This window comes from Sulfurospirillum halorespirans DSM 13726 (assembly GCF_001723605.1).
Classification (GTDB): Bacteria; Campylobacterota; Campylobacteria; order Campylobacterales; family Sulfurospirillaceae; genus Sulfurospirillum; species Sulfurospirillum halorespirans.
Genome location: NZ_CP017111.1, coordinates 2,186,272 through 2,207,814, shown reverse-complemented (window position 1 = coordinate 2,207,814; position 21,543 = coordinate 2,186,272). Strand labels below are relative to the sequence as shown.

The window sequence follows — 21,543 nt, the reverse complement described above, 5'->3', positions numbered from 1 at the left end:
CTACTCTTTTTCTGTTTTTAACTTTAGTACTGCAATGATCTCTTTTATGATCGCTTCAATGGTTCGATCTTCAACATCGATGATGATGTCCGCTTTTGCTTCGTACAACACTGATCGATCTTTAAATAGCGCTCTGGCTTTGGCTTTATCGCTCATCAAAGGTCGTTTTGCCAGCTTAAGATCGGCATTTTCATGTTCACGAAGACGTTTGAGTATGCCATCAAACGAAGAGCGAAGGTAGACAATCGTTCCAATATCATCCAGATTATCGACCTTGAAAAAACCGCCACCTGTGGAGATAATGGCATTTTTGACATTTTTTTCCAGCCATTTAGCCGTTTTCTTCTCAAGTTTACGAAAGTACGCTTCGCCATCCGTGTCAAAAATAGCTTTGATTTTTCGGTTTTCCATACTCTCGATCAAATCATCGGTATCGACACCAAAACGTTTGGTTTTTTTGATCAGCGCTCTGGAAATGGTACCTTTGCCCACACCCATAAAGCCAATCAAAACGACATTTTTATTCTTAAGATTCAGCACCGCTATTTTCCTGTTCGTTATCTCGCTCACCTTTAGCACGTGGATAAAGCAAAATTGGAGAGCCTTCTAAATTGAAATTCTCACGCAATTTATTGGCAAGGTAGCGTTTGTAGCTAAAGTGCAAGGAGCGCGGTTTATTCATAACCAAAGCGATGCGAGGCGGTTTGGTGAGGTATTGGGTTGCAAAGTAAATTTTAACGATTTTAGAGTGATCACTGGGGATCTGATGCTTAATGGTCGCATTTTTGATGATCTCATTGAGCTGACGCGTTGGAATATGTTGTGAATAATTCGCATAGACCGATAAAATCATATCTTTGATTTTTGCAACACGTTGTTTACTTTTCGCAGAAACCGTAATGAGTGGCGCGTAAGAGAGAAACTTAAAGCGGTCTCGCACTTCTGCAGTGATTTTTTCAAAATCGGCGAGTGGATTGTCCCATTTATTCAGCACGATGATACATGCCAAATGGTTCTCTTCCACCAATCCTGCAATACGCTCATCCAGTTCTAAAAAAGGCTCACTCGTATCTAAAACAAGCAGGGCAATGTTGGCACGCTCCAACATCTCTTTGGTGCGCATCAGAGCAAATTTTTCAATGCCTTCGATCTTGCCACGACGACGAAGTCCAGCGGTATCGACAAAGTTGATGACTTTGTCTTCATACTCGATGCTCTCATCCACAGGATCAATCGTCGTACCCGCAACACTGCTCACGACGGCTCGTTGTTTCCCAACAAGGGCGTTAAGAAGGGAGCTTTTACCGACATTGACACGTCCGATGATCGCAACATTGATTTGATTGGTTTCGACCTCTTCTTTGATCTCTTCGAGTAAGGGTTCTTCTTCATCGTCAACGACGCCTTCATTGTCCCAGTATTCATCCTCATCGTCCAAATCGTCCTCTTCGCTCTCATCTTCTGCTTCGATAGGAGGAGGAGTCGCACCTTCAACCTCAGGAAGAAGCTCTCCGATCCACTCCAAAAGAGCGCTTACGCCACGGTTGTGTGAAACGGAGATGGGGAAGACAAATTCGGCTCCAAATTCGTCAAACTCCCACGCACGCTCCATCTCTTTGTCATTGTCAATTTTATTGATGACCAAAGCGATCGGTTTTTTACGTGCTTGAAGGGCGTAAAAGATTTTTTTCTCTTCATCGCTTGGGCGCATTTTACCATCGACCACCATGACGATGATGTTGGCTACTTTGGCAGCTTCCATCGACATCGTGTGGACATTTTCAAAGAGTTCTGTGGATTTGTCGAGTCCGCCTGTGTCTAAAAGAAGGCATGGTTTTTCGGTGATATAAACTTGATGCGATTTGATGTCGCGCGTTGTTCCGCTAAAATCAGACGTAATTGCGATGCGTTGTTTCGCGATACGGTTAAATAAAGAGCTTTTTCCCACATTGGGCAGCCCGATAATGGCAATTTTTTTCATAGTAACCTTTAGTACATAATTGACTTGATTATACCCTGTGTTTGCTGTTATTTTGGTAAACTCTCGACATAGAGCGTCTGAGAAGGGAAGGCGAACTGCGCACCGTTACGCGCGACTATCTCCATGATTTTAAAATTGACATCTTCTCTTACATGTAAATACTCTAACCAAACTGTCGTCTTGGTGAAAAAATAGAGGAAAATACTCAAAGCGCTGTTATCAAACTCATCAAAACTGACTAAAATCGTCTCTTGGTGCACATCAGGATGTTTTTTAAGCATCGCTTTAATCTCTTTGAGGATCATCTGCATCTGCTCTACGGAGGTGTTGTACGTCAGCCCCAGACGCGTTTTTACACGACGTTTTCCCATGCGTGACCAGTTGGTAATCGGCGTATTGGCAAGGGTAGCATTGGGCATGCTTACCAGCGCTTGTGCGAAGGTACGAATTTTGGTGGAGCGAATACCAATCTCTTCGATCATCCCCTCAACGGCGGGCGTTTCGATCCAATCACCGACTTTAAAAGGGCGGTCTGTAAAAATGACCAACGAGCCAAAAAGATTGGCAACGGTGTCTTTAGCCGCGAGTGCAAAGGCTAAACCTCCAAGACCTAACGAGGCGACAAACGCACTCACATTGATTCCCCACTCTTGCAAAACCGCCATAATCCCCAGCACAATGATCAGTGCGCGCATGGTTTTAATCATAAAATGTTGAATATCTTCGCTCAGTTCTTTGCCAAATTTAGAAGAGAAAAAATTAAAAATATTGGAAAAGCTATCGACAATACGGTACAAAATCCAAAAAATCATAAACGTAATAAAGGATTTAATGATCAAATCAACGACCCGATCAAAGTTAGAAAAAGGAAGCCACAACGTCGCAATATAGGCACCAACAAGAATGATAGAGAATTTTAAAGGCTCTTCAGCGACGAGGATCAGTTTATCATCGGTCGTCGTTTTGGTGCGTTTTGCAATGGTTTTAAAGGGTTTTAGAATGATGGCGGCAAGAATATTTTTAAAAAGAAGTGCAAAGAGAAAAATGGCAAGGGCAATGGTGATATGGGCAACGGGGAGTCCTAACAGTGTGTACTCTAAAAATGGCTGAAGATTCATCTACTCTCCCTAATCAAGATCGAAAAATCAACGGATTTTAACACAGAATTGATTAAGATAACGCACTTAGGATCGATCGGAGTTATTTTGAGACAGTTTATTGGCGGTATAAACAGAGGCGTTTTGTTTATGCTGATCTCCTCGTTTAGTTTTGCGTTTGATGGGGCTTTTGCTAAGGTGCTCAGTCAAAATATGGATTCGGTGGAAGTGGTCTTTTTTCGTAATGGCGTTACGATGATTTTTGTAGCCCTTAGCATCTTCAAACTTCCCATCAAACAAGTGGGTGGAAAGCCTTGGTTACTCCTTTTTCGAGCTCTCATTGGGTTTGCTTCCATGCTGGTTTTTTTCTACAATATCGCGCATATTCCCCTCGCCGATGCGATCACATTTTCCAGAACCGCGCCTATTTTCACCGCTATTTTGGCATTTTTCTTTTTAAAAGAGACCATTGGTTGGAAAGGATGGGTGGCGGTTTTTATTGGCTTTATTGGCATTGTTTGTGTGATGAAACCAAACGGACTCATGCTCTCCAAAACCGATCTTTTTGGAATTTTCAGCGGTTTGGGGGCGGCATTGGCGTATACGAGTGTGAGAGAGCTTAATAGAGTCTACGATACGCGCGTCATTGTCTTAGCCTTTGTCTCAACCGGAACGTTTTTTCCTGCACTTTTTATGGTTTTGAGTGAATACTTTCACACACCGATGTTTGATTTTATGTTAGGAAAGTTCATTGCTCCTGTGGGGATTCAGTGGCTTTATATTCTTTTGATGGGCTTGTCTGGGGCAATTGGACAGATCTACATGACCAAGGCATTTGCGACCACAAAAGCGGGAATTGTAGGGGCGGCTGGGTATTCTATTATCTTCTTTTCGCTGATTATCGGCGTGGTTTTAGGAGATGGTTTACCAGATATTATCGGACTATTTGGTATACTCTTAGTCGTAATGAGCGGAATTATCGTAGCAAAGGAGAAAGAGTGATTTTAATCGCAGGACCGTGTGTCATTGAAAGCAGAGACAGCCTGTTTCGGGTTGCAGAAAAATTAGTAAGTTATCACGAAGACCCAACCATTGATTTTTATTTTAAAAGCAGTTTTGATAAAGCCAATCGTACCAGTATCGATAGTTTCAGGGGACCTGGAATGGATGAGGGTTTGAAGCTTTTGGATGAGGTGAGAACGCAGTTTGGCTATAAACTGTTAACCGATATTCACGATTATACGCAAGCCAAACCCGTCGGCGAAGTCGTTGATGTGCTTCAAATCCCAGCGTTTTTATGTCGTCAGACTGACCTTTTGGTCGCAGCGGCACAGACCAAATGCGTAGTCAATGTTAAAAAAGGACAATTTTTAAATCCTGCGGATATGCGCTATTCGGTTAAAAAAGTGCTCGATACCAGAGGTGTCAAAGAAGAGGGTTATGAAGCCGCCAAAAAAGCAGGCGTGTGGCTCACAGAGCGCGGTTCAACGTTTGGTTATGGCAATTTAGTCGTCGATGCTCGTAGTTTTGGCATTATGCGTGAATTTGCGCCTGTCATTTTTGATGCAACCCATTCGGTGCAAATGCCTGGAACTGAGGGGGGCAAAAGTGGTGGAAAACGTGAATTTGTCCGTCCGCTTTCACGCGCAGCTGCAGCTGTTGGCGTGGATGGTTTCTTTTTTGAAACGCATTTTAATCCATGCGAGGCACTCTGCGATGGCCCCAATATGCTTGATTTAGAAGATTTAGCTTTGGCACTCAAAGATATTAAAGCGATTCAAGACAGCTTAAAGGCATAAGATGCAACTGATCCCAACGCGCAACATTCTTCTCAATCAGGGAACAAGCGAGCAAAAAAGGCAGGAAATCAGGGAGTATTTTCTCAAAACTTATACGGTCTATGAGAAACTCTTTGAGTTGATGAAAGATGATGAGAGTTATTACCTCACGGCCGATCCTCTGCGTCATCCGCTTGTCTTTTATTTTGGACATACCGCAACCTTTTTTATCAATAAATTGGTGCTTGCCAAGTTGATCGATAAGCGCATTAACCCCACATTTGAGTCGATTTTTGCGATTGGTGTGGACGAGATGAGTTGGGATGATCTGAATCAATCGCACTACAAATGGCCCAGAATTGCTGAAATTCAAGCTTACCGTGACGCCGTTAAAGTTAAGATCTTAGAGTTGATTGATACGTTGCCACTTTCGATGCCTATTTCGTGGGAAAGTCCATTTTGGGCGATTATGATGGGGATTGAGCATGAGCGCATTCATTTAGAGACGTCATCGGTATTGATTCGCCAATTGCCACTTGAACGTGTAAAGCCGAGCGATTTTTGGAAAGTCTGCCCACTGGACACGCCAATTGTGCACAATGAGTTGTTACATGTAAACGGTACGACGCTTCGTTTGGAGAAAAAAAGAGACGATGCACTGTACGGTTGGGATAACGAATACGGTTTACATGTAAAAGAGGTGAAGGAGTTCAAAGCGTCCAAATATCTTGTCTCAAATGCCGAGTTTTTGAGCTTTATCGAAGATGCTGGTTATGAAAATGAGCGTTTCTGGAATGAAGAGGGCTGGAAGTGGAAAACGTATAAAAATGCGACAATGCCTCTGTTTTGGAGTAAAGATAATGATGGCTATTTTCTTCGCTTGATGGCAGAAGAAATCCCCATGCCATGGAGTTGGCCTGTCGAGATCAATTACCTCGAAGCCAAAGCGTTTTGCAACTGGAAAAGTGCCAAAACGGGCAGGTCGATTCGCCTTCCGAGTGAAGAGGAGTGGTATGTTCTTCGGGATTTACATGTAAAGATTGAAGAGCCGTTTTGGGACAAAGCACCTGCCAATATCAACCTAGAGTATTTTGCCTCAAGCGTGCCTGTCGATACCTTTGCCTTTGGTGATTTTTACGATGTCATCGGCAATGTGTGGCAGTGGAGCGAGACGCCGATGAATGGGTTTGATGGCTTTGCCGTACATCCGCTTTACGATGATTTTTCCGTTCCTACGTTTGATGACAGGCATAACATTATCAAAGGCGGTTCGTGGATTAGCACGGGCAATGAAATCATTCGAGCGTCTCGTTACGCGTTTCGTCGCCATTTTTACCAACATGCGGGCTTTCGCTACATTGAATCCAATGAGTCCGTGGAGACACATTCGGTCTTTTACGAGACAGACTTTGCACTTGCCAAAATGTGTGATGCGCATTTTGGAGAAATTGAGAACAACTATTATGAAACAATGGCTCAGTTTTGCATCGCGCTTGGCGGTGAAAAAACTAAGGCCCTTGAAATTGGTTGTGGGGTAGGGCGTGGAACCTTTGCGCTTGCGCGTCATTTTGAGATGGTGCATGGCATTGAATTCACGGCGCGCGTTGTCAGACTTGCGACCAATTTTAAAGAGAGTGGCAAACTCAAATATACTTTAAAGGAAGAGGGTGAACTCGCACTCTTTATCGAGAAAAATTTGAGCGATTTTGGCATTGTTCCAAAGATCCAAAAAGTAGAATTTTGGCAGGCTGATCCGCACAATATGAAGCCTTATTTTGATGGCTACGACCTCATTTTAGCCAATGATATGCTCGATACCTTGTACGATCCTGCACTCTTTTTAGAGAAGATCAAAGAGCGTCTCAATCCGCAAGGATTTTTAGTCATTGCCAGTAGTTACGACTGGGATGAAGCCAAAACACCTCGTGCCAAATGGCTCGGTGGCGTTAAGAAAAATGGCGAAAAATACAGTACATTCGATGCACTAAGCGAGCATTTATCGCCCTTTTTTGATTTACATGTAATGCCTGTGGAGATGCGCTTGAGTACCCATGAAAGTGCGCGAAAAGAGGTCGTAAAATCTTTACATGTAAGCGTGTGGAAGAAAAAGTAAATTGTCACGCGATTATTAGAACGTTAGACTACAATTCTCTCTTTATTTTAAATAAAGGGAGAGTGCATCGTGACTCAAGATATTCAACACATTAAACATATTGTTGCTGACCCAACGCCACTGGGGCTTTTTGGTTTGGCTATGGTGACACTGGTCGCTTCATCACAAAAATTGGGGTTGACGCTGGGGCTTTCGCTCGTCTTGCCTTGGGCTATTTTTTTAGGCGCCTTTGTTCAGCTCATTGCCTGTTTTTTTGACTTTAAACACAATAACACATTTGGGGCGACTGCCTTTGGCGCGTATGCCTTTTTTTGGTTTGGCGTGGCGTTGTCGTGGATGATTAAGTTGGGTCTCTTTGGTGACGTTATTGCGTCACAAGCCGATGGCAAACAGCTTGGTTTTGCGTTCATTGGGTATCTTGTTTTCACGCTTTTTATGACCATTGGTGCGGTAGAGACCAACAAGGTTCTGCTTGCGATTTTTATTTTGATTGATCTTCTATTTTTAGGGCTGATTGGCGACACATTTGGATGGTTTCATGGCGCGCATACGCTAGCCGCTTATGCGGAACTCGGCATTGCACTTCTCTCGTTTTATGGCTCTGGAGCTATCTTACTTAATCATCATTTTGGAAAGTCATTTTTACCGATTGGTAAGCCTCTAGGCATCTTTAAATAGTTCCTCAACCTCTTCTAATCAAAGTGTAACGAAAAATAGTGTATTATGAGAGAAAGTAAAAAAGGAACATTATGAATATTATTGAAGGAAAACTCTCCCTAAATGGTAAAGAAAAAGTGGCGATTATCAACAGCCGATTTAACCATATTATCACCGATCGTTTGGTCGAGGGTGCGAAAGATGCGTTTATTCGTCACGGTGGCGATGAGAAGAATTTAGACCTTATTTTAGTCCCTGGGGCGTATGAAATTCCTTTAGCGCTCGATAAAATCTTAAGCAGTGGCAAGTACGATGCGGTCTGTTGTGTCGGTGCGATTATTCGTGGCAGTACGCCTCATTTTGACTACGTAGCCGCCGAAGCGACCAAAGGCGTTGCCAATACGGCACTTAAGTATCAAAAACCCGTCACCTTTGGTGTTTTAACCACCGATAATATCGAGCAAGCGATCGAGCGTGCGGGCAGTAAAGCCGGCAATAAAGGCTTTGAAGCCATGACAGGTTTGATCGAACTCATTAGCCTTTACAAACACCTATAAGGAAACGCTTTGGCAACACGACATCAAGCACGAGAGAGCATTATCACCCTTTTGTACGCAGAAGATATTGGTAATGCAGGCATTGAAAAATTTATAGACGAACTTTTTGAAGAAAAAAAGATTCGAAATCAGCAAAAAGAGTTTGCCCTTGGGTTGTACCATGGCGTCAAAGAGCATTTAGTCATTATTGATGAAGCGATCAATCTTCATCTGAAAGAGTGGAATCTCAGTGAAATTGGAACGCTTGAACGTGCCATTTTAAGACTGGGCGCGTATGAAGTTTTGTACTCGGAACTCGATAACGCGGTTATCATCAACGAAGCGATTGAACTGGCGAAAAAGCTGTGCAACGAGACAAGTCCTAAGTTTATCAACGGTGTTTTAGACGCGATTTGTAAAGATGGAGAAGCCAAATAGATGAAGCTCTGTGTTGCGCTTGATTTACCAAGTAAGGCTGAAAATATCGCTCTGATTCAAAAGCTCAAAAGTGAAGACGTTTGGCTTAAAGTGGGGCTTCGCTCTTTTATTCGAGATGGCGAAGCACTTTTGCATGAGATCAAGGCGATCAATCCTAATTTTAAACTCTTTTTAGATCTCAAAATCCACGACATCCCCAACACAATGGCAGATGCTGCAGAATCGATGGTAAGTTTAGGTGTGGATATGTTCAACGTTCATGCTTCTAGCGGCGTCAAAGCGATGCGTATGGTCATGGAGCGTGTGAATGCGCTTCCAAACCCACCGATTGTTTTAGCGGTAACCGCACTGACCAGTTTTGATAACGCCTCTTTTGAAGCGATTTACCATCTGCCCATTGCCCAAAAAGCGGTTGATTTTGCTAAAGATGCGTATGAGAGTGGTTTGCATGGAGTGGTCTGCTCCGTCTATGAGAGCTTAGCGATTAAAGCGCAAACAGCGACCTCATTTCTAACGTTAACACCAGGCATTCGTCCTTTTGGTGAGAGCAGTAATGACCAAGAGAGAGTGGCTGATTTGGAGATGGCAAAAGCGCAGCAGTCTGATTTTATTGTGGTGGGGCGACCGATCTATCACAGCGCAGATCCGCTGGGCATCGTAAAGAAAATTATCGAAAATATTTAGACACTAAGAGGGAAGAATGTTTCAAAAGATATTGTTAAGTGTCGTGTTGTTTTTTGCCTTCAGTATCGTTGCTTTTTTCTTGCTTATTAAAGTTATTGATTTTAACGAGTACAAACCGCGCATTCAAAAAGCGATTAAAGAGAGTACGGGCTATGACGTGATGATTCGCGGCGACATCACGCTTTCGCTCTCACCTGCTGGGGTGAGCATCTTTGATGTTGAAATTACCAATCCATCCTACCATGCTGAAGTTCCTTTTGCAAAACTTGGAAGCTTTGATGTGGCGCTTGATCTTTCTGCTTTGTTACAAAAAGAGATAAAAGTAAGACACGTTGCGATTGATAGCCTCAGTTTGTTGGTTGAAAAGACTAAAGAGGGGACATTTAACTATGAATTGCCTCCCGTGCCAAAAATTATTGACAAGAAGGTTAAAGAGGGAAATATAACCCTTGAAAAAGAAGAGGGATTTCCACTTATTAATGTTAAAAAAATTAAATTTAGTAATGCAAATATCGTCTATGCTGATGAAAAAAGCAATACCCAAATTGATTTTGATAAGATCGATTTAGACATCAATCACATCAACTACGATACTTCAAAACATCGCCTCCAATCACTCTCTTTTGCAGCAGATACGCATATCGATAAGATTCAATACGGTCGTTATGCACTTAAAGATCTGTCGATGTCTTTTGACATGAAAGATGCAATCGCTGTCAGCGAAAACCTTCATTATACGCTCTTTGACACGCTCATCCAAGGAACTGGCAAATTTGACTTGAGTGGCAAACAGCCTAAAATCTCGGTTAAGAGTAAGATTGTTGGATTAAAATTGGCAAGCCTCTCTCGTGAACTACTCAATCAAGAGTTGCTTGAAGGTAGTGCCAACGGCGATCTTAGGCTCTCTTTCTTTGTCGGTGATTCGCACGCATTTAAGAGCACCTTAAACGGTTTTGTCCAACTGTATGGAACAGACGTGACACTTAAAGGGTATGACGTCGATAAAATCGCGTTAATGCTTGACCCTAATCAGCGCTCAAAAGGGTTCTCACTTGGTAATCTCATCTCTGGTGCAACAGGTGTCTTAAAAGGCGGCAGTACCCTTTTAAAAGAGATCAACACCAAAATCGACATAGGTTATTCTGAGATCCAACTCAGCGACGTGGCACTCAGTACTGCAACGAATCGTGTTGCGATGAAAGGGGCTGTCAATATGGTGGATGAAAAATTCATCGATCTTAAAACAGCGCTTTTGGACGCAAAAGGATGCGCAACATTTGAGCAAAAAATGAGCGGATCGTTTGCCAAACCTTCTGTAAAAGTTGATGACGCATCGATAACGGCACTTAGCAATGTGGTGCTCTCCTTTTCAACCAAGTCCAAAACAGCGCCTATCACACCGAAAAAAAATGATGAGAACTGTACAGTTTTTTATGAAGGGGTCATTAAACATCCTGTTGTAACGACAACGCCTTTAGGGGAATAAATTTTGCTTTTTTAGGTCATAAACTGATCTTTAAAAGGAGTACCCATGCAATTTATAGAAGGTGTTAAGCTTATCGTGATGCTTAAAGACAAAATTGAAGAGGCGAAAAAAACGGATCAATCAAGCGTCCAAAAGCTTCAAAAACTGCTTGATAGACTTTTAAAATCACCCGATGCTGCTTATATCTAACCGATAAACGGCTTAAGAAAACGCTCTTAAGCCGTTTATTAGTTACTTTTGCTATACTTGCACTCTACTTTTTACTTGGACAGATGGGTGAGTGGCTGAAACCACATCCCTGCTAAGGATGCGTCGGGGTAACCTGACCGAGGGTTCAAATCCCTCTCTGTCCGCCACATTTTATTTCCTCCTCATTTTTTCATTCTAGTGTCATTGACATAGCTATCCATGAAGATAAAACGCTAATATGCCTATTTCAAGGTGTTTAATGCTGAGAAATTTCTTAAAATAGGACAATTTTGCTATAATACACGATTTAGCATGATTTAATATTATTGGGGGCAACAGTGAAAATGGGTTTTGTAAAAAAATGTTCTTTATTTTTAATAATCTCTTTGGCGTATGCGGACACCGCATCGCTTGTTTTGGAAAATGATGCCATGGTTGGGCAAGATCATCATTATACCAATGGGATGTACTTTATTTGGATGAGTGAGCGCGATACTTCGTTTCCAGATCTGTTACCTTTTATTGATTTAGAGCAAAAAAATGTCGCTTTTTCGATCTCACATGCGATTTTTACACCTGAAAACAAAGACATCCGTACAAGAGATCTGAATGATTCTCCTTATGCTGGTTATGTCGCCTTAAACATGTTAGCTTACAAATCATCTGCAAATTTCTTTCATGAGGTGGGTGTGAATATAGGCATGGTTGGTCCTTTTGCACAAGCGGATACCTTACAAAAAAGCTTTCATTCTGTGTTTGGATTTGATGAACCAAAGGGCTGGGATAACCAGTTGGATGATGAATTTACCTATGGGATTTCGTATAACGTTGGTTATAAAACAGATCCTATTTCGATTCAAGATTTAAGCCTAGATCTTACAACCCATGTCAAAGCTGATCTGGGGAATTTTTACACTGGCGCATTAGTAGGCACCTCTTTAAGGCTGAGCAGTATTCCTATGCGCAGTTTTATCACCACTGGAAATTTTATAGGGGCGCATGAGAGTTCACTGCTCAATTATGAACCTACAAAAAGTTTTAACTGGGCATTATCTTTTGGTGTTTTTTACAATAAATTTAATACCTATTATTTAATTGACGAAGCGATTGATGAGGGATATAATCTCGATAAATTAGACTACATGGTTGGTGAAAAACTAGCCCTTGACCTCTTTTACGATGCGTTAAAAGTCTCTTTTTATCTTAAATCAATTGATGTTGAAACAAAAGGGCTCACCTCTTCTAATAATGAAAAAACAGGTGGCATTAGTGTTGTTTGGAAGTGGGACTGAGAGCCTGTGCGTTTGCCTTTACATGTATATTTTTAGAAGAAAGTTGAATCAGAATGTTAAAACACTATACCCATTTTATTACAAAGCACTTTAAAGCCGTACTGCTCACTGTTACGATTCTTACGGGTATTTTTGGCTATTACGCACAGAATTTGAGTATTGATGCTTCGGCTGAGACACTGTTGCTTGAAAATGATCAAGACCTTAAACTCACACGCGAAGTACACGCTCGTTACATTAGCCCTGATTATTTAGTCATCTCGTTTAGTCCTAAAGAGTATCTACTCTCCGATGCTACGCTCTCCACCATTCGAAATCTCAAAGCCTCTTTGCTCAAAATTGAAGGTGTTGAGAGCGTCACATCTTTGTTAGATGTCCCACTTTTGCAAAGTCCCCCTCGACCGATTCAAGAGATTATTGGCAATGTTCAAACACTCGAATCGCCGGGTATTGACAAAGCCTTAGTGCAAAAAGAGCTGACTAGTAGCCCTTTGTATGCGCAAAATCTTGTCAGTGAAGATTTTAAAACAACGGCGATTGTAGTTAATCTTAAAGATGATCTCACTTACACTGAGTTACTCACGAATCGCAACAAATACCTTCTTTTAGAGCAAGAAAGAGCATTAACGCAAGACGAAAAAACCCAGTATGACGCTGCTAAAAAAGCGTTTAAAGTGTATCGTGATAGTACTCGTGATGAGACCCATCGTCTGATTGAAACGGTGAGAGCAACCCTTAAGCCTTACAAAGGCGAGGGTGATCTTTTCTTGGGTGGGGTTATCATGATTGCTGATGATATGATCAGCTTTGTGAAAGATGACATCAAGATTTACGGTATTGCTATTTTAGTCATTATGATTGCCATTTTGTGGATTATCTTCCGTCAAATTCGCTTTGTGGTTTTGCCGATTATCGTCTCCATCAGCGCTGTGGTTATTACCACGGGCATCAATGCCCTTTTAGGGCTTGAAGTCACGGTTATCTCCTCCAACTACGTGGCGATGCAGCTTATCACGACACTTTCGTTGGTCATCCATCTCATCGTTTGCTACAGGGAAGAGTATGCGCTCTATCCTGATGCGTCACAAAAAGAGCTTTTAGGCATTGTCTTTGAGCGTATGAGTATTCCTTCCATCTTTGTCATTTTAACCTCTATTGCGGGCTTTGGCTCATTGATGACGTGTGGTATTTTGCCGATCATCGATCTTGGTACGATGATGAACATTGGTGTGAGCATCTCTTTAATCGTGACCTATACTCTTTTCCCTGCGATGATGATGCTTTTCAAAAAAGAGCCACCCGTTTTGGTGTTTGACAAAGCCTTTACCCTCAATGAAACCTTCGCCAAAATTGTAGAGCACCACAGTAGAATCATTGTAACGGTGGTCATTGCACTTGGGTTATTTAGCATTGTAGGTGCATCTCGGTTGGTGGTTGAAAACAGTTTTATCAACTACTTTAAAAAGAGTACTGAGATTTACAAAGGTATGAAGAAGATTGACAACAATTTAGGTGGAACGACTCCTCTAGAAATTGTGGTTAAATTTCCAAAAGCACCTGCGCAGAAAGCAAACAATGAGGATGCGGCCTCTGCTATCGATGGGTTTGAAGAAGAGTTCAATGCTATGAACAACGACGCACAGTATTGGTTCACGGCGCAGAAAATGCAGACCATCTTAAACGTCCACGACTATCTGCTCTCGTTACCCGAAATTGGCAATGTCTCCTCGCTTGGAACGCTTTCAAAAGTCGGACGCATTCTTAAAAATGGCAACGATTTTGACAATTTTGAGCTAGCTCTTTTGTACAATGAACTGCCTGAGCGATATAAAAAGATTTTGCTCTCTCCGTATATCAATATTGAGCACGATGAGGCGCGTTTTGTGGTGCGTGTTGTGGACTCTAACCCAGAGCTTAGGCGTTCTGAGCTGTTGGAAAATATTCAAAAAGGGTTGCAGAGTGAGGTCGGGCTTGACCCACAAAATTATCATCTTGTGGGGATGATGGTGCTGTATAACAACATGCTTCAGTCACTTTTCTCCTCGCAGATTTCGACCCTTGGGTTGGCGGTACTCTCCTTGGGCGCCATGTTTTTGTTCCTCTTCCGCTCTTTGAAAATTGCACTTTTGGCGATGACCGTCAACATGGTTCCTGTGAGTGTCATCTTTGGCATCATGGGGTTTGCCAATATACCTCTGGATATGATGAGCATCACCATCGCGTCGATTGCACTGGGCATTACGGTGGACAATACGATTCACTACTATTACCGCTTTCGCGAAGAGCTTCAAATCGATGGCGACTACATCGCTTCGATGCACAGAGCACACGGAACGATTGCTTTTGGTATGTTTTACTACTCGTTGGCGACTATCGTAGGCTTCTTGGTGATGGTGACATCCAACTTCATTCCAACACTGATTTTTGGACTTTTAACAGTCATCGTTCTGATAACAGCGATTGTCTCCGACCTTCTTTTTTCGCCGTTTTTGGTGGTCTTTTTCAAACCGTTTGGCAAAGGCGCGACGCACAAAAAATAACCATTCACCTATCGCTCCTTTTGGGTATACTGTGTGAAAAAGGAGTGATAGATGCTCAGCCTGAACTGCCCCGAACTCGATGCCTATCATCTTCAGTGTGACGAACTGCTTAGCTCTTTTGACTACACTCATTTTACCGAGTCGTTTAGCGCGTTGATTCACCATACGAAAGAGCATTTTGCTAACGAAGAGCGCTTGATGAAAGAGCTTCATTTTCAAGGCTACATGGAGCATTTTGAAGAGCACCAAAAAATTCTTGGCGAAATGAGCCAATTTTTAGCGATGGCGATGCAGGGCAATACCTTGTTTGCCAAAAACTATATCAAAAACGGTGTGGGCGATCGGTTGGATCTGCACATTCGCAACATCGATTCACAGCTGGCGATGTTTCTAAAAAGTAAAAGCGAGATGTAAACTAAAGCCTATCAGCCCAACGCCCACGATTTTCTGCACGATATAAAGGTACGGAAGCAGCTTTAACGCTCTTTGATTGCCAAACAAAAATGCCACAAAGATGTCCCACACGAGTAATAACGCTATCATCCACACCGCGTAAAAAATCTTTACATGTAAAGCTGTCTCAGGCTGAATGATCGTAAAAAGTAGCGAGAAATAAAAGAGAATATTTTTAGGATTGAGCAGAGCTGAGAAAAGCCCTTGCATAAAGAGTTTAAACGCCATTTTTGCGCTTACATGTAAAGCAGCGTCAAGATGTGGTTTGGGCGCAAAAAAGAGCAGACAACCAAGGTAAAACAAAAACGCCGCACCACCCATTTCAACGAGTGAGAGAATCACCGGGTAGCGACTTAAAAATTCATACCCAATGTACGCTAAAGCAATGTAAAGCGCGTTCCCACTCGCAATCCCCAAACAACTACACCACGCTTTTTTATAGCCATGGCTTAGCGCGTGTTTAATAATGAGAAAAAAGTCCTGCCCTGGGCTTAAAAGCGCTAAAAAATAGATGGACGTCAGGGTGAAAAACTGAGGCTCAAACATGTCATTCCTTTTTTACATGTAAGCATAAAGCAAACGCGAAAAAAGTTATTGTATAAAATTGACTTGGTACTCTTTGGGGGTGAGGGCGGTGTGACGTTTGAAAAAGCGGTGGAAGTGGCTTTGGTCGACGAAGCCGCAGTATTGGGCGCACAGGGCAAGTGGGGTGCCAAGGCGAAGCAACTGCTTTGCATGTTCGATGCGTACATCCAGTGCGTAGTGTTTTGGAGTACATCCGTAGGTCTGTTTAAAGTGACGCGCGAGAACAAAAGAGTTGGTGGAAAAACGTTTGGCAAGTTCATCGAGACTGGGTGATTCATCGATTCGGCTCTCTAAAAAATGCGCCACGTCTTGGAGCACATCGCCTTTTTTTTGACTTACGCCTTGCTTCGTGTAAAGCCAAAAAAAGTGCTCTAACCATGCCTCTAACTCTTTTACATGTAAAGATGAAAACCCCTCTATGAGTGCGGTAATAATGCGCTCAAACGCCTCAAATAAAGCCTTATGAAACACCAGTGGCGTGGTGAGTGGCAACAGGGTTGTGGCTTCTTTAAAGTGCTTGGCTTGCATGCGCGCGCAAACGTCTGCGTCTAGAAAGACCATGATGTAACTTCGCTTGGTGTGTGGCAGAGGATTGCACGTGTGTTGGATGTGGGGTGGAATGATCGCAAGCGCGCCGTGTTGAAGCAAAAACGAGCCATTGGGCGTTTGAAACGTGGTCTCACCTTCAAGCATAAAACCGATGGAAAGGGTCGGGTGTGCATGACTTTCGTAGGCACGCTCGCTTTTGAGCGTTTGGCGTATCTGCAAAAAAGGTGCTTGCTCATAGCAAATCAGATTGGTTTTTGTCTCGTTCATAAAAGTATTGTAATATAATTGTTTAAATGTTAGCAAGGAGAAGAGCATGAAAAAACTCTTTTTTATCACAATGATGATGATCTCAGCTTCACTGTTTGCGCTGGATTTTGAACGCGAGAGTGAGCTTCAAAATGGATGTGATCATAACGATGGCAAGGCGTGTTTGGAACTTGGAAGCATGTACCATGTGGGGGATGGCGTTTTGCAAAGCTTTTCCCGTGCCCGTGCTTTGTACGAGCAAGCCTGCAATTTAGGCAACTCCAAAGGGTGCACCAGTTTAGGCTATATGTACGAAAACGGACACGCAGGTACCAACCTTCCAAAAGCGGCAGAGTTGTATGAACGCGCTTGCGTCAATGGTGATGCTTCGGGTTGTGAGAGCCTAGCGATGCTGTATGAAAATGGCAAAGGGGTCAGCGAAGATATGCAAAAAGCGGTTGATTATTACGATCGCGCTTGCAATGGTGGAGATAGCAGTAGTTGCGCACACCTCGGACTTTTGTACGAGCAAGATGGCAATATGGAGTATGCCGTAACATACTACCAAAACAGTTGTGACGCAGGAGGGGCTAGTGAATGCGTTCATCTTGGAAGCATGTACTATGTGGGTGGAGCCGTAGAGCAAAATGAAGAGCGTGCCATCTTGTTTTTCAAAAAGGCGTGCGAGCTGGGTGATGAAACAGGATGTAAAAATTACGAGAAGATTAAGAGCAGTTACTACGCCCAATAGTCTTTACATGTAAACTCATTTCGCTAAAAAATGCGCTTTGGTTTTGGCATGGCGGTAGGCAAACATCGCGTCCATATCTCTTTTGACGAACCAGAAAAAGAGCGATTGGAAAAGGGGAATGGGAGGTGAGAGCGTGATCGTCTCGTCCATACGCGTGCGATTTTCGCCTTCTGCGACAAAAATTCGCTCATGTCGAAATGACGCAAAAGGCCCTTTGATCATCACATCGACAATGCTTGTCGGACAGTTCTTCTCAAGCGCCATCTCCCACCGTGTCGTGATGCCAAACTTTTTAATGTCGAGTATAACGCTGTTTGGCTCCATCTTTACGATGTTCACCTTAATCGACGGCGGCGTAATCAGCGGAAGATTGTGCGTATCGGTGTGAAAGGCACACACAGCCTCAACACTCGCGTCAAGAGTACAAGTGTAATGTAGAGTGTAGAGGTTCATGGGTTTCCTTTTTGTTTTACTACATGTAAAAGTTTGATTAGGATTTTGTTGATTTGATAAGTTCGGCAAGCCCTCCTGGCATTGTAGGGCTAGAATCTTTCAAAAGCCCTGTATCTGCTCGACTAAAAAGAGCTTGCAAAACAATTTTTCGACTTTCTGCGTCAATCTCTTTTTGCTCATGTGTAATAGCAAGATAAACATAAGCAAGTTGTTCACGCTCTTCCGCATCTCTTTGCAAGTGATATGAGCTAAAAACCATTTTTGAAGTTGCTTGAATGGCAATCGCATAAATTGTGACAATTGTTGCAAAAAGAACAGCACCTTGTAGGCTATTGAGTTCTAATCCAATATTCTTTGCATTGAGCCAATAAAGAAATGAAAGACCAAAAAATATAAAACCACCAATTAAAATACCTGCTAAAATTCTAGCCCATTTATTGCCATTCGTTTTATATTCACTTGCTTTTTTATGCCAATATTGCGCTGGTTTTTCCAATCTTAGTTTTTCATGATATGTGTTTTCTAATTCTGTAATGTTTGCCTTAAAGTCTGACATTGTTTGCTCAAACTCTGTATTTCGTTCTATTTGATTATTAGCGAATTCTCCTTCACGAGAATTTTGGGCATGACTAAATTCTTCAATTTGAGATTTTTTAGTTTCTCCATACCATTGTGTAAAACTTGTTTGAAACTCATCAACTTCTTTAACCAGTTTGTTTGTAGTTTCACCAAGACGGTTGCGTAAAGTGGCAAAAGAAGCTTTTTCTGAAATCCGTCTTTTGGTAATAATAGACTCATCTTGCATCTCAAATTCGTAAGCAAGCATATAGCCTTTAAAATAAGAATAATTGGCTACATTTTGAGTTTGTTTTGTTTTAATATATTCAATAAACCCATGTCCCGTAGTTTCATTAAGCTTATAAGCTTCAATCCATGCTTCGACAAAACTGTGTCCACTCCATAGCTAATAGGCTTGAAAATTAGACAAATAAGGACTTTTCAAAGCAGAAAGATGTTGATTGAATGCAGCTTCATCTGCTTTTTCGATATTGGAATATAAAATACCAAGTCTTTGATAAACTTCATTGAGTGTGTTATTTCGCATAAAATAAGAATGCTCTCTCAATCCAGATGTTTTAGTTGTCCAAAATGTTTTTTCATGATCTAAGAACTTTTCTAAAGCTTTGAGATTATTAAAATTTTCAATATGTCCCATCACATCTTGTATTTGTATTGAGATTACAGGATTCATTTTGGCTCGCTTGTTTTATTTTCCTTATTCTACGCAAATTTACTTTACATGTAAACCATTTCCTCTTCCTTGACAACCCTTTACATGTAAAGCTAAAATGGTTTCAAAACTCCCACAAAAAGGTTACTTATGAAAAAATTACTCTGCTTTTTTCTTCTTCTTTCAAGCGCTATTTTTGCCGCTGGAAACGTCGAATCTGTGACGCTTGCGAAGTCTGACAAGAGCTGGGATGGCTCGGTAATGCCCGCTTACCCCAAAGAGGCGCCTGAGATTTCGGTTTTGAAGATTACAATTCCTGCTCATACTGAGCTTACACTTCATAAGCATCCCATCATCAATGCAGGGTATATGGTCAAAGGCTCACTCAAAGTTGTGACAGATGAGAACAAAACGTTGCAGCTCAAAGCGGGCGATGCGTTGATTGAGGTGGTAAATCGATGGCATTATGGTGTGAATGAGGGCGATGAACCCGTAGAGATTGTTGTCTTTTATGCAGGAACAAAAGAGAGTGCTTATTCCATTAAAAAATAGTTTTGTTATAATGTGAAAAATCTCCTAAGGAGTGCGCGATGGACAAAGAGTTGCAAACGCTTCAGAAGTTTTACACGGTTGTAATTGAGTTTTTGACGCATTACAGTTTTCAGCTTTTAGGGGCGCTTATTATCGTTGTTTTGGGTTGGTTTGCGGCGAAGTATGTGTATGCGCTTTTGATGCGTCTGTTTGAGCGCAACCATTTTGACAGTACGCTGGCTAAGTTTGTCGCGAGTGTCGTTAAGATGCTGGTTTTTACCGCGATGATCGTCATTGCCCTTGGGAAAATTGGCATTTCTATCGCTCCGTTTGTTGCGGCGATTGGTGCGGTTTCTTTGACGGCTGGTTTGGCGCTTCAAGGCAGTGTTTCCAACTACGCGGCAGGTGTTTTACTCATCATTTCGCGTCCATTTAAAGTCGGCGATACGCTTTCCATCGGTGGTTTTTACGGTGTGGTCGAAGAGATCAAACTCTCCTACACGGTGCTTCGCAATGAAGATGAAGAGCTCATCACGATTCCCAATAAAAAGATGATCGGCGATGTGTTGGTCAATTCGTTTGAGTTTAGGGTTGTGGAGACCAGTATTGGCGTGGCGTATGAAGAAGATCCTGCTAAGGCGATTGCCGTGATGCACGAGGTTTTGGATGGCTTTAGCGAGGTTTCAAAAGAGCATAAACCCGTCATTGGCATTGCCCAATTTGGTAAGAGTGCGATTATACTTGGGCTTCGCTATTGGGTGCCGACGAAGCGCTATTTTAAGGTACAGTATGAGGTCAATTTAGCGCTTTATAGCGCTTTACATGTAAACAATATCAGTATTCCTTGTCCACAGCGTGAAGTAAGAATTTTAGGAGAAAAATTTGATTCCAAAGAAGTATGAGTTTATAACGTTTGCCTTTTTTATGTTGCTTTTTATGACCTTGTTGATGTCATTTGTTATCACACTCATCAACGTAGGTTTTACGGATACTTTTTTCTTGCAATGGTTTAAAGCCTTTTGGAGAGCTTATATAGTCGCATTTCCTGCGATCTTGATCGTTGTTCCAATTGTGCGAAAGCTTGTTAAAAAATTAGTTGCTAATGTTTAAAAAACTCTATCAGTCCCATCACGATTTCAAAACCGATGAGACCGATGATGATCCACTCTAGAAACTCGCTGTGTTTGTGGTTGAACATATCCAGCGCCATGCTGATGTCGTCTTTAAGGTTGGTGAGTTTGTGCTCGACAATCTCGAAGCGGTCTTTGAGCTCTAGGATGGAAGAGAGGCGGTTGTAGAGCTTTTCTGCCTCTTCGTTGTCCCACAGAATATTGGGTTTATCAAGGAGAAATAGATCGCTCACCATACCGTGCTGAATGGCGGTGAGATTGCGTGCAAATTCGATGAGTTTGGAGCGTTTAAGCAGTGAATAACTCTGTGTGAGATCTAGCAGTTGCTGACTCTTTTCAAAATGCACATCAAGATCCTGCTCATACTTTTCCAATCCCACGCTTTGCGAGATGACAAGCGCGATGATGATGAGGTAAAGTGGCAAAGGCTCTTTAAGGATAATCTGCTCATTGCTGACTTTACATGTAAACTCTAAATTGGGCTCAATGAGAATCGGATAGTCTTGAAAAATGTAGCGTTGTTCCAAAAAAGAGGTATCTTTTATCCCCAATTTGATGAGCGCTTCATCCATCGCCTCTTGTCTCCAGTTGATAAAGGTAAGGACATGGAACTGCGTATAGACCAAAAAGGTGTCGCGGTATTGGTGGAAGAATGCCTTTTCGATTCCTTTTTTCAACGTACAATCAAGCCTAGTTTCCACCTCTTGTCGGGTAAAAGGAGTCGGAAGCGAGATTGAGATGAGTGAAAAAGGTGTAGCCATAAAAACTCCTTGTGAAAACTCTTTTCAAATGATACTCCGAAAATAGAACTAAAGTATTACAT

Annotated in this window: 25 protein-coding genes and 1 tRNA gene; 17 read left to right on the top strand and 9 right to left on the bottom strand. The window is 42.2% G+C overall.

From position 1 onward, the window contains the following. The 3 genes from SHALO_RS11020 to SHALO_RS11010 are packed head-to-tail and all read right to left on the bottom strand — an operon-like array spanning position 1 to position 3,099. Positions 1 to 537 (bottom strand): shikimate kinase, encoded by a 537-nt coding sequence (locus tag SHALO_RS11020; RefSeq protein WP_145923287.1) that lies wholly within the window; start codon positions 535 to 537, stop codon positions 1 to 3. Next, a complete protein-coding gene (gene der / locus SHALO_RS11015; RefSeq protein ID WP_069478573.1) occupies positions 527 to 1,981 on the bottom strand; it encodes a ribosome biogenesis GTPase Der in 1,455 nt (484 codons plus the stop codon). Before der ends, SHALO_RS11020 begins: the two co-directional genes overlap by 11 nt. Positions 1,982 to 2,028: 47 nt before the next feature. Next, positions 2,029 to 3,099 carry a mechanosensitive ion channel family protein gene (locus SHALO_RS11010; protein ID WP_069478572.1) on the bottom strand — a complete coding sequence of 357 codons (1,071 nt, stop codon included), beginning with the start codon at positions 3,097 to 3,099 and terminating at the stop codon, positions 2,029 to 2,031. 129 nt (positions 3,100 to 3,228) lie between these two features. Between SHALO_RS11010 and SHALO_RS11005 the strand changes: the two genes are divergently transcribed. From SHALO_RS11005 to SHALO_RS10950, 13 genes are all read left to right on the top strand, one after another. Continuing rightward, on the top strand, positions 3,229 to 4,080 hold the full coding sequence (locus SHALO_RS11005) for a DMT family transporter (protein ID WP_069478571.1): 852 nt from the start codon (positions 3,229 to 3,231) through the stop codon (positions 4,078 to 4,080). Further along, positions 4,077 to 4,877 carry a 3-deoxy-8-phosphooctulonate synthase gene (gene kdsA / locus SHALO_RS11000; RefSeq protein ID WP_069478570.1) on the top strand — a complete coding sequence of 267 codons (801 nt, stop codon included), beginning with the start codon at positions 4,077 to 4,079 and terminating at the stop codon, positions 4,875 to 4,877. The genes SHALO_RS11005 and kdsA overlap by 4 nt, the downstream gene beginning before the upstream one ends. A 1-nt stretch (position 4,878) precedes the next feature. Beyond that, positions 4,879 to 6,969, top strand: coding sequence for a 5-histidylcysteine sulfoxide synthase (ovoA, locus tag SHALO_RS10995; RefSeq protein ID WP_069478569.1), 2,091 nt, complete (start codon positions 4,879 to 4,881; stop codon positions 6,967 to 6,969). 69 nt (positions 6,970 to 7,038) lie between these two features. Beyond that, positions 7,039 to 7,647, top strand: a complete 609-nt coding sequence (locus tag SHALO_RS10990) for an acetate uptake transporter (RefSeq protein WP_084010886.1) — start codon at positions 7,039 to 7,041, stop codon at positions 7,645 to 7,647. A 71-nt stretch (positions 7,648 to 7,718) separates the two neighbouring features. Further along, entirely contained in the window at positions 7,719 to 8,183 is a 465-nt protein-coding gene (gene ribH, locus SHALO_RS10985) for a 6,7-dimethyl-8-ribityllumazine synthase (protein ID WP_025345531.1), read from the top strand. Between the two features lie 9 nt (positions 8,184 to 8,192). Continuing rightward, positions 8,193 to 8,600 carry a transcription antitermination factor NusB gene (gene nusB, locus SHALO_RS10980; protein WP_069478567.1) on the top strand — a complete coding sequence of 136 codons (408 nt, stop codon included), beginning with the start codon at positions 8,193 to 8,195 and terminating at the stop codon, positions 8,598 to 8,600. Next, entirely contained in the window at positions 8,601 to 9,284 is a 684-nt protein-coding gene (pyrF, locus tag SHALO_RS10975; protein ID WP_069478566.1) for an orotidine-5'-phosphate decarboxylase, read from the top strand. A 16-nt stretch (positions 9,285 to 9,300) separates the two neighbouring features. After that, the gene (locus SHALO_RS10970; RefSeq protein WP_069478565.1) at positions 9,301 to 10,770 is read left to right on the top strand and encodes an AsmA family protein; all 1,470 of its coding nucleotides are present in this window, start codon (positions 9,301 to 9,303) and stop codon (positions 10,768 to 10,770) included. A 45-nt stretch (positions 10,771 to 10,815) separates the two neighbouring features. Beyond that, positions 10,816 to 10,959 (top strand): hypothetical protein, encoded by a 144-nt coding sequence (locus SHALO_RS15400; protein ID WP_168156755.1) that lies wholly within the window; start codon positions 10,816 to 10,818, stop codon positions 10,957 to 10,959. A gap of 77 nt (positions 10,960 to 11,036) precedes the next feature. Then, a tRNA-Ser gene (locus SHALO_RS10965) sits at positions 11,037 to 11,126 on the top strand. Between the two features lie 177 nt (positions 11,127 to 11,303). Further along, on the top strand, positions 11,304 to 12,251 hold the full coding sequence (locus SHALO_RS10960; RefSeq protein ID WP_069479409.1) for a lipid A deacylase LpxR family protein: 948 nt from the start codon (positions 11,304 to 11,306) through the stop codon (positions 12,249 to 12,251). 53 nt (positions 12,252 to 12,304) lie between these two features. After that, positions 12,305 to 14,791: an efflux RND transporter permease subunit gene (locus SHALO_RS10955; RefSeq protein WP_069478564.1), complete on the top strand. Its 2,487-nt coding sequence runs from the start codon at positions 12,305 to 12,307 to the stop codon at positions 14,789 to 14,791. A gap of 51 nt (positions 14,792 to 14,842) precedes the next feature. Beyond that, positions 14,843 to 15,205, top strand: coding sequence for a bacteriohemerythrin (locus SHALO_RS10950; RefSeq protein WP_069478563.1), 363 nt, complete (start codon positions 14,843 to 14,845; stop codon positions 15,203 to 15,205). Here the strand turns inward: SHALO_RS10950 and SHALO_RS10945 are convergent. Then, positions 15,182 to 15,790, bottom strand: a complete 609-nt coding sequence (locus SHALO_RS10945; RefSeq protein ID WP_069478562.1) for a LysE family translocator — start codon at positions 15,788 to 15,790, stop codon at positions 15,182 to 15,184. The genes SHALO_RS10950 and SHALO_RS10945 overlap by 24 nt on opposite strands. A 45-nt stretch (positions 15,791 to 15,835) precedes the next feature. Then, a complete protein-coding gene (locus SHALO_RS10940; protein WP_158513724.1) occupies positions 15,836 to 16,645 on the bottom strand; it encodes an AraC family transcriptional regulator in 810 nt (269 codons plus the stop codon). A gap of 46 nt (positions 16,646 to 16,691) precedes the next feature. Here SHALO_RS10940 and SHALO_RS10935 point away from each other — a divergent pair, with 46 nt between their 5' ends. Further along, positions 16,692 to 17,375, top strand: a complete 684-nt coding sequence (locus tag SHALO_RS10935; protein ID WP_069478560.1) for a tetratricopeptide repeat protein — start codon at positions 16,692 to 16,694, stop codon at positions 17,373 to 17,375. Between the two features lie 15 nt (positions 17,376 to 17,390). Here SHALO_RS10935 and SHALO_RS10930 read toward each other — a convergent pair whose 3' ends face one another. The 3 genes from SHALO_RS10930 to SHALO_RS10920 form a co-directional block, all read right to left on the bottom strand. After that, positions 17,391 to 17,828 carry an SRPBCC family protein gene (locus SHALO_RS10930; RefSeq protein ID WP_069478559.1) on the bottom strand — a complete coding sequence of 146 codons (438 nt, stop codon included), beginning with the start codon at positions 17,826 to 17,828 and terminating at the stop codon, positions 17,391 to 17,393. Between the two features lie 37 nt (positions 17,829 to 17,865). Then, a complete protein-coding gene (locus tag SHALO_RS10925; protein ID WP_069478558.1) occupies positions 17,866 to 18,654 on the bottom strand; it encodes a DUF6161 domain-containing protein in 789 nt (262 codons plus the stop codon). A 138-nt stretch (positions 18,655 to 18,792) separates the two neighbouring features. Continuing rightward, on the bottom strand, positions 18,793 to 19,080 hold the full coding sequence (locus tag SHALO_RS10920) for a hypothetical protein (RefSeq protein WP_069478557.1): 288 nt from the start codon (positions 19,078 to 19,080) through the stop codon (positions 18,793 to 18,795). A 129-nt stretch (positions 19,081 to 19,209) separates the two neighbouring features. On the opposite strand from SHALO_RS10920, the gene SHALO_RS10915 reads away from it, so the two are divergent. From SHALO_RS10915 to SHALO_RS10905, 3 genes are read left to right on the top strand one after another with little or no spacing between them, the layout of a single operon-like run. Further along, complete coding sequence (locus tag SHALO_RS10915) at positions 19,210 to 19,611, top strand: cupin domain-containing protein (RefSeq protein WP_069478556.1); 402 nt, start codon at positions 19,210 to 19,212, stop codon at positions 19,609 to 19,611. A gap of 38 nt (positions 19,612 to 19,649) precedes the next feature. Continuing rightward, positions 19,650 to 20,492: a mechanosensitive ion channel family protein gene (locus tag SHALO_RS10910; RefSeq protein ID WP_069478555.1), complete on the top strand. Its 843-nt coding sequence runs from the start codon at positions 19,650 to 19,652 to the stop codon at positions 20,490 to 20,492. Between the two features lie 22 nt (positions 20,493 to 20,514). Continuing rightward, on the top strand, positions 20,515 to 20,700 hold the full coding sequence (locus SHALO_RS10905) for a DUF2798 domain-containing protein (protein WP_274532270.1): 186 nt from the start codon (positions 20,515 to 20,517) through the stop codon (positions 20,698 to 20,700). Here SHALO_RS10905 and SHALO_RS10900 read toward each other — a convergent pair. Then, complete coding sequence (locus SHALO_RS10900) at positions 20,690 to 21,481, bottom strand: RMD1 family protein (RefSeq protein ID WP_069478553.1); 792 nt, start codon at positions 21,479 to 21,481, stop codon at positions 20,690 to 20,692. The two genes, SHALO_RS10905 and SHALO_RS10900, sit on opposite strands and share 11 nt — an antisense overlap. Positions 21,482 to 21,543 lie beyond the last annotated feature (62 nt).

Coding starts and splice junctions, on each gene's coding strand:
- der (WP_069478573.1), bottom strand. CDS start 1,981: ATGAAAAAAATTGCCATTATCGGGCTGCCCAATGTGGGAAAAAGCTCT.
- SHALO_RS11010 (WP_069478572.1), bottom strand. CDS start 3,099: ATGAATCTTCAGCCATTTTTAGAGTACACACTGTTAGGACTCCCCGTT.
- SHALO_RS11005 (WP_069478571.1), top strand. CDS start 3,229: ATGCTGATCTCCTCGTTTAGTTTTGCGTTTGATGGGGCTTTTGCTAAG.
- ovoA (WP_069478569.1), top strand. CDS start 4,879: ATGCAACTGATCCCAACGCGCAACATTCTTCTCAATCAGGGAACAAGC.
- ribH (WP_025345531.1), top strand. CDS start 7,719: ATGAATATTATTGAAGGAAAACTCTCCCTAAATGGTAAAGAAAAAGTG.
- pyrF (WP_069478566.1), top strand. CDS start 8,601: ATGAAGCTCTGTGTTGCGCTTGATTTACCAAGTAAGGCTGAAAATATC.
- SHALO_RS10970 (WP_069478565.1), top strand. CDS start 9,301: ATGTTTCAAAAGATATTGTTAAGTGTCGTGTTGTTTTTTGCCTTCAGT.
- SHALO_RS15400 (WP_168156755.1), top strand. CDS start 10,816: ATGCAATTTATAGAAGGTGTTAAGCTTATCGTGATGCTTAAAGACAAA.
- SHALO_RS10960 (WP_069479409.1), top strand. CDS start 11,304: ATGGGTTTTGTAAAAAAATGTTCTTTATTTTTAATAATCTCTTTGGCG.
- SHALO_RS10955 (WP_069478564.1), top strand. CDS start 12,305: ATGTTAAAACACTATACCCATTTTATTACAAAGCACTTTAAAGCCGTA.
- SHALO_RS10950 (WP_069478563.1), top strand. CDS start 14,843: ATGCTCAGCCTGAACTGCCCCGAACTCGATGCCTATCATCTTCAGTGT.
- SHALO_RS10945 (WP_069478562.1), bottom strand. CDS start 15,790: ATGTTTGAGCCTCAGTTTTTCACCCTGACGTCCATCTATTTTTTAGCG.
- SHALO_RS10940 (WP_158513724.1), bottom strand. CDS start 16,645: ATGAACGAGACAAAAACCAATCTGATTTGCTATGAGCAAGCACCTTTT.
- SHALO_RS10935 (WP_069478560.1), top strand. CDS start 16,692: ATGAAAAAACTCTTTTTTATCACAATGATGATGATCTCAGCTTCACTG.
- SHALO_RS10930 (WP_069478559.1), bottom strand. CDS start 17,828: ATGAACCTCTACACTCTACATTACACTTGTACTCTTGACGCGAGTGTT.
- SHALO_RS10925 (WP_069478558.1), bottom strand. CDS start 18,654: ATGCTTGCTTACGAATTTGAGATGCAAGATGAGTCTATTATTACCAAA.
- SHALO_RS10920 (WP_069478557.1), bottom strand. CDS start 19,080: ATGAATCCTGTAATCTCAATACAAATACAAGATGTGATGGGACATATT.
- SHALO_RS10915 (WP_069478556.1), top strand. CDS start 19,210: ATGAAAAAATTACTCTGCTTTTTTCTTCTTCTTTCAAGCGCTATTTTT.
- SHALO_RS10910 (WP_069478555.1), top strand. CDS start 19,650: ATGGACAAAGAGTTGCAAACGCTTCAGAAGTTTTACACGGTTGTAATT.
- SHALO_RS10905 (WP_274532270.1), top strand. CDS start 20,515: ATGTTGCTTTTTATGACCTTGTTGATGTCATTTGTTATCACACTCATC.
- SHALO_RS10900 (WP_069478553.1), bottom strand. CDS start 21,481: ATGGCTACACCTTTTTCACTCATCTCAATCTCGCTTCCGACTCCTTTT.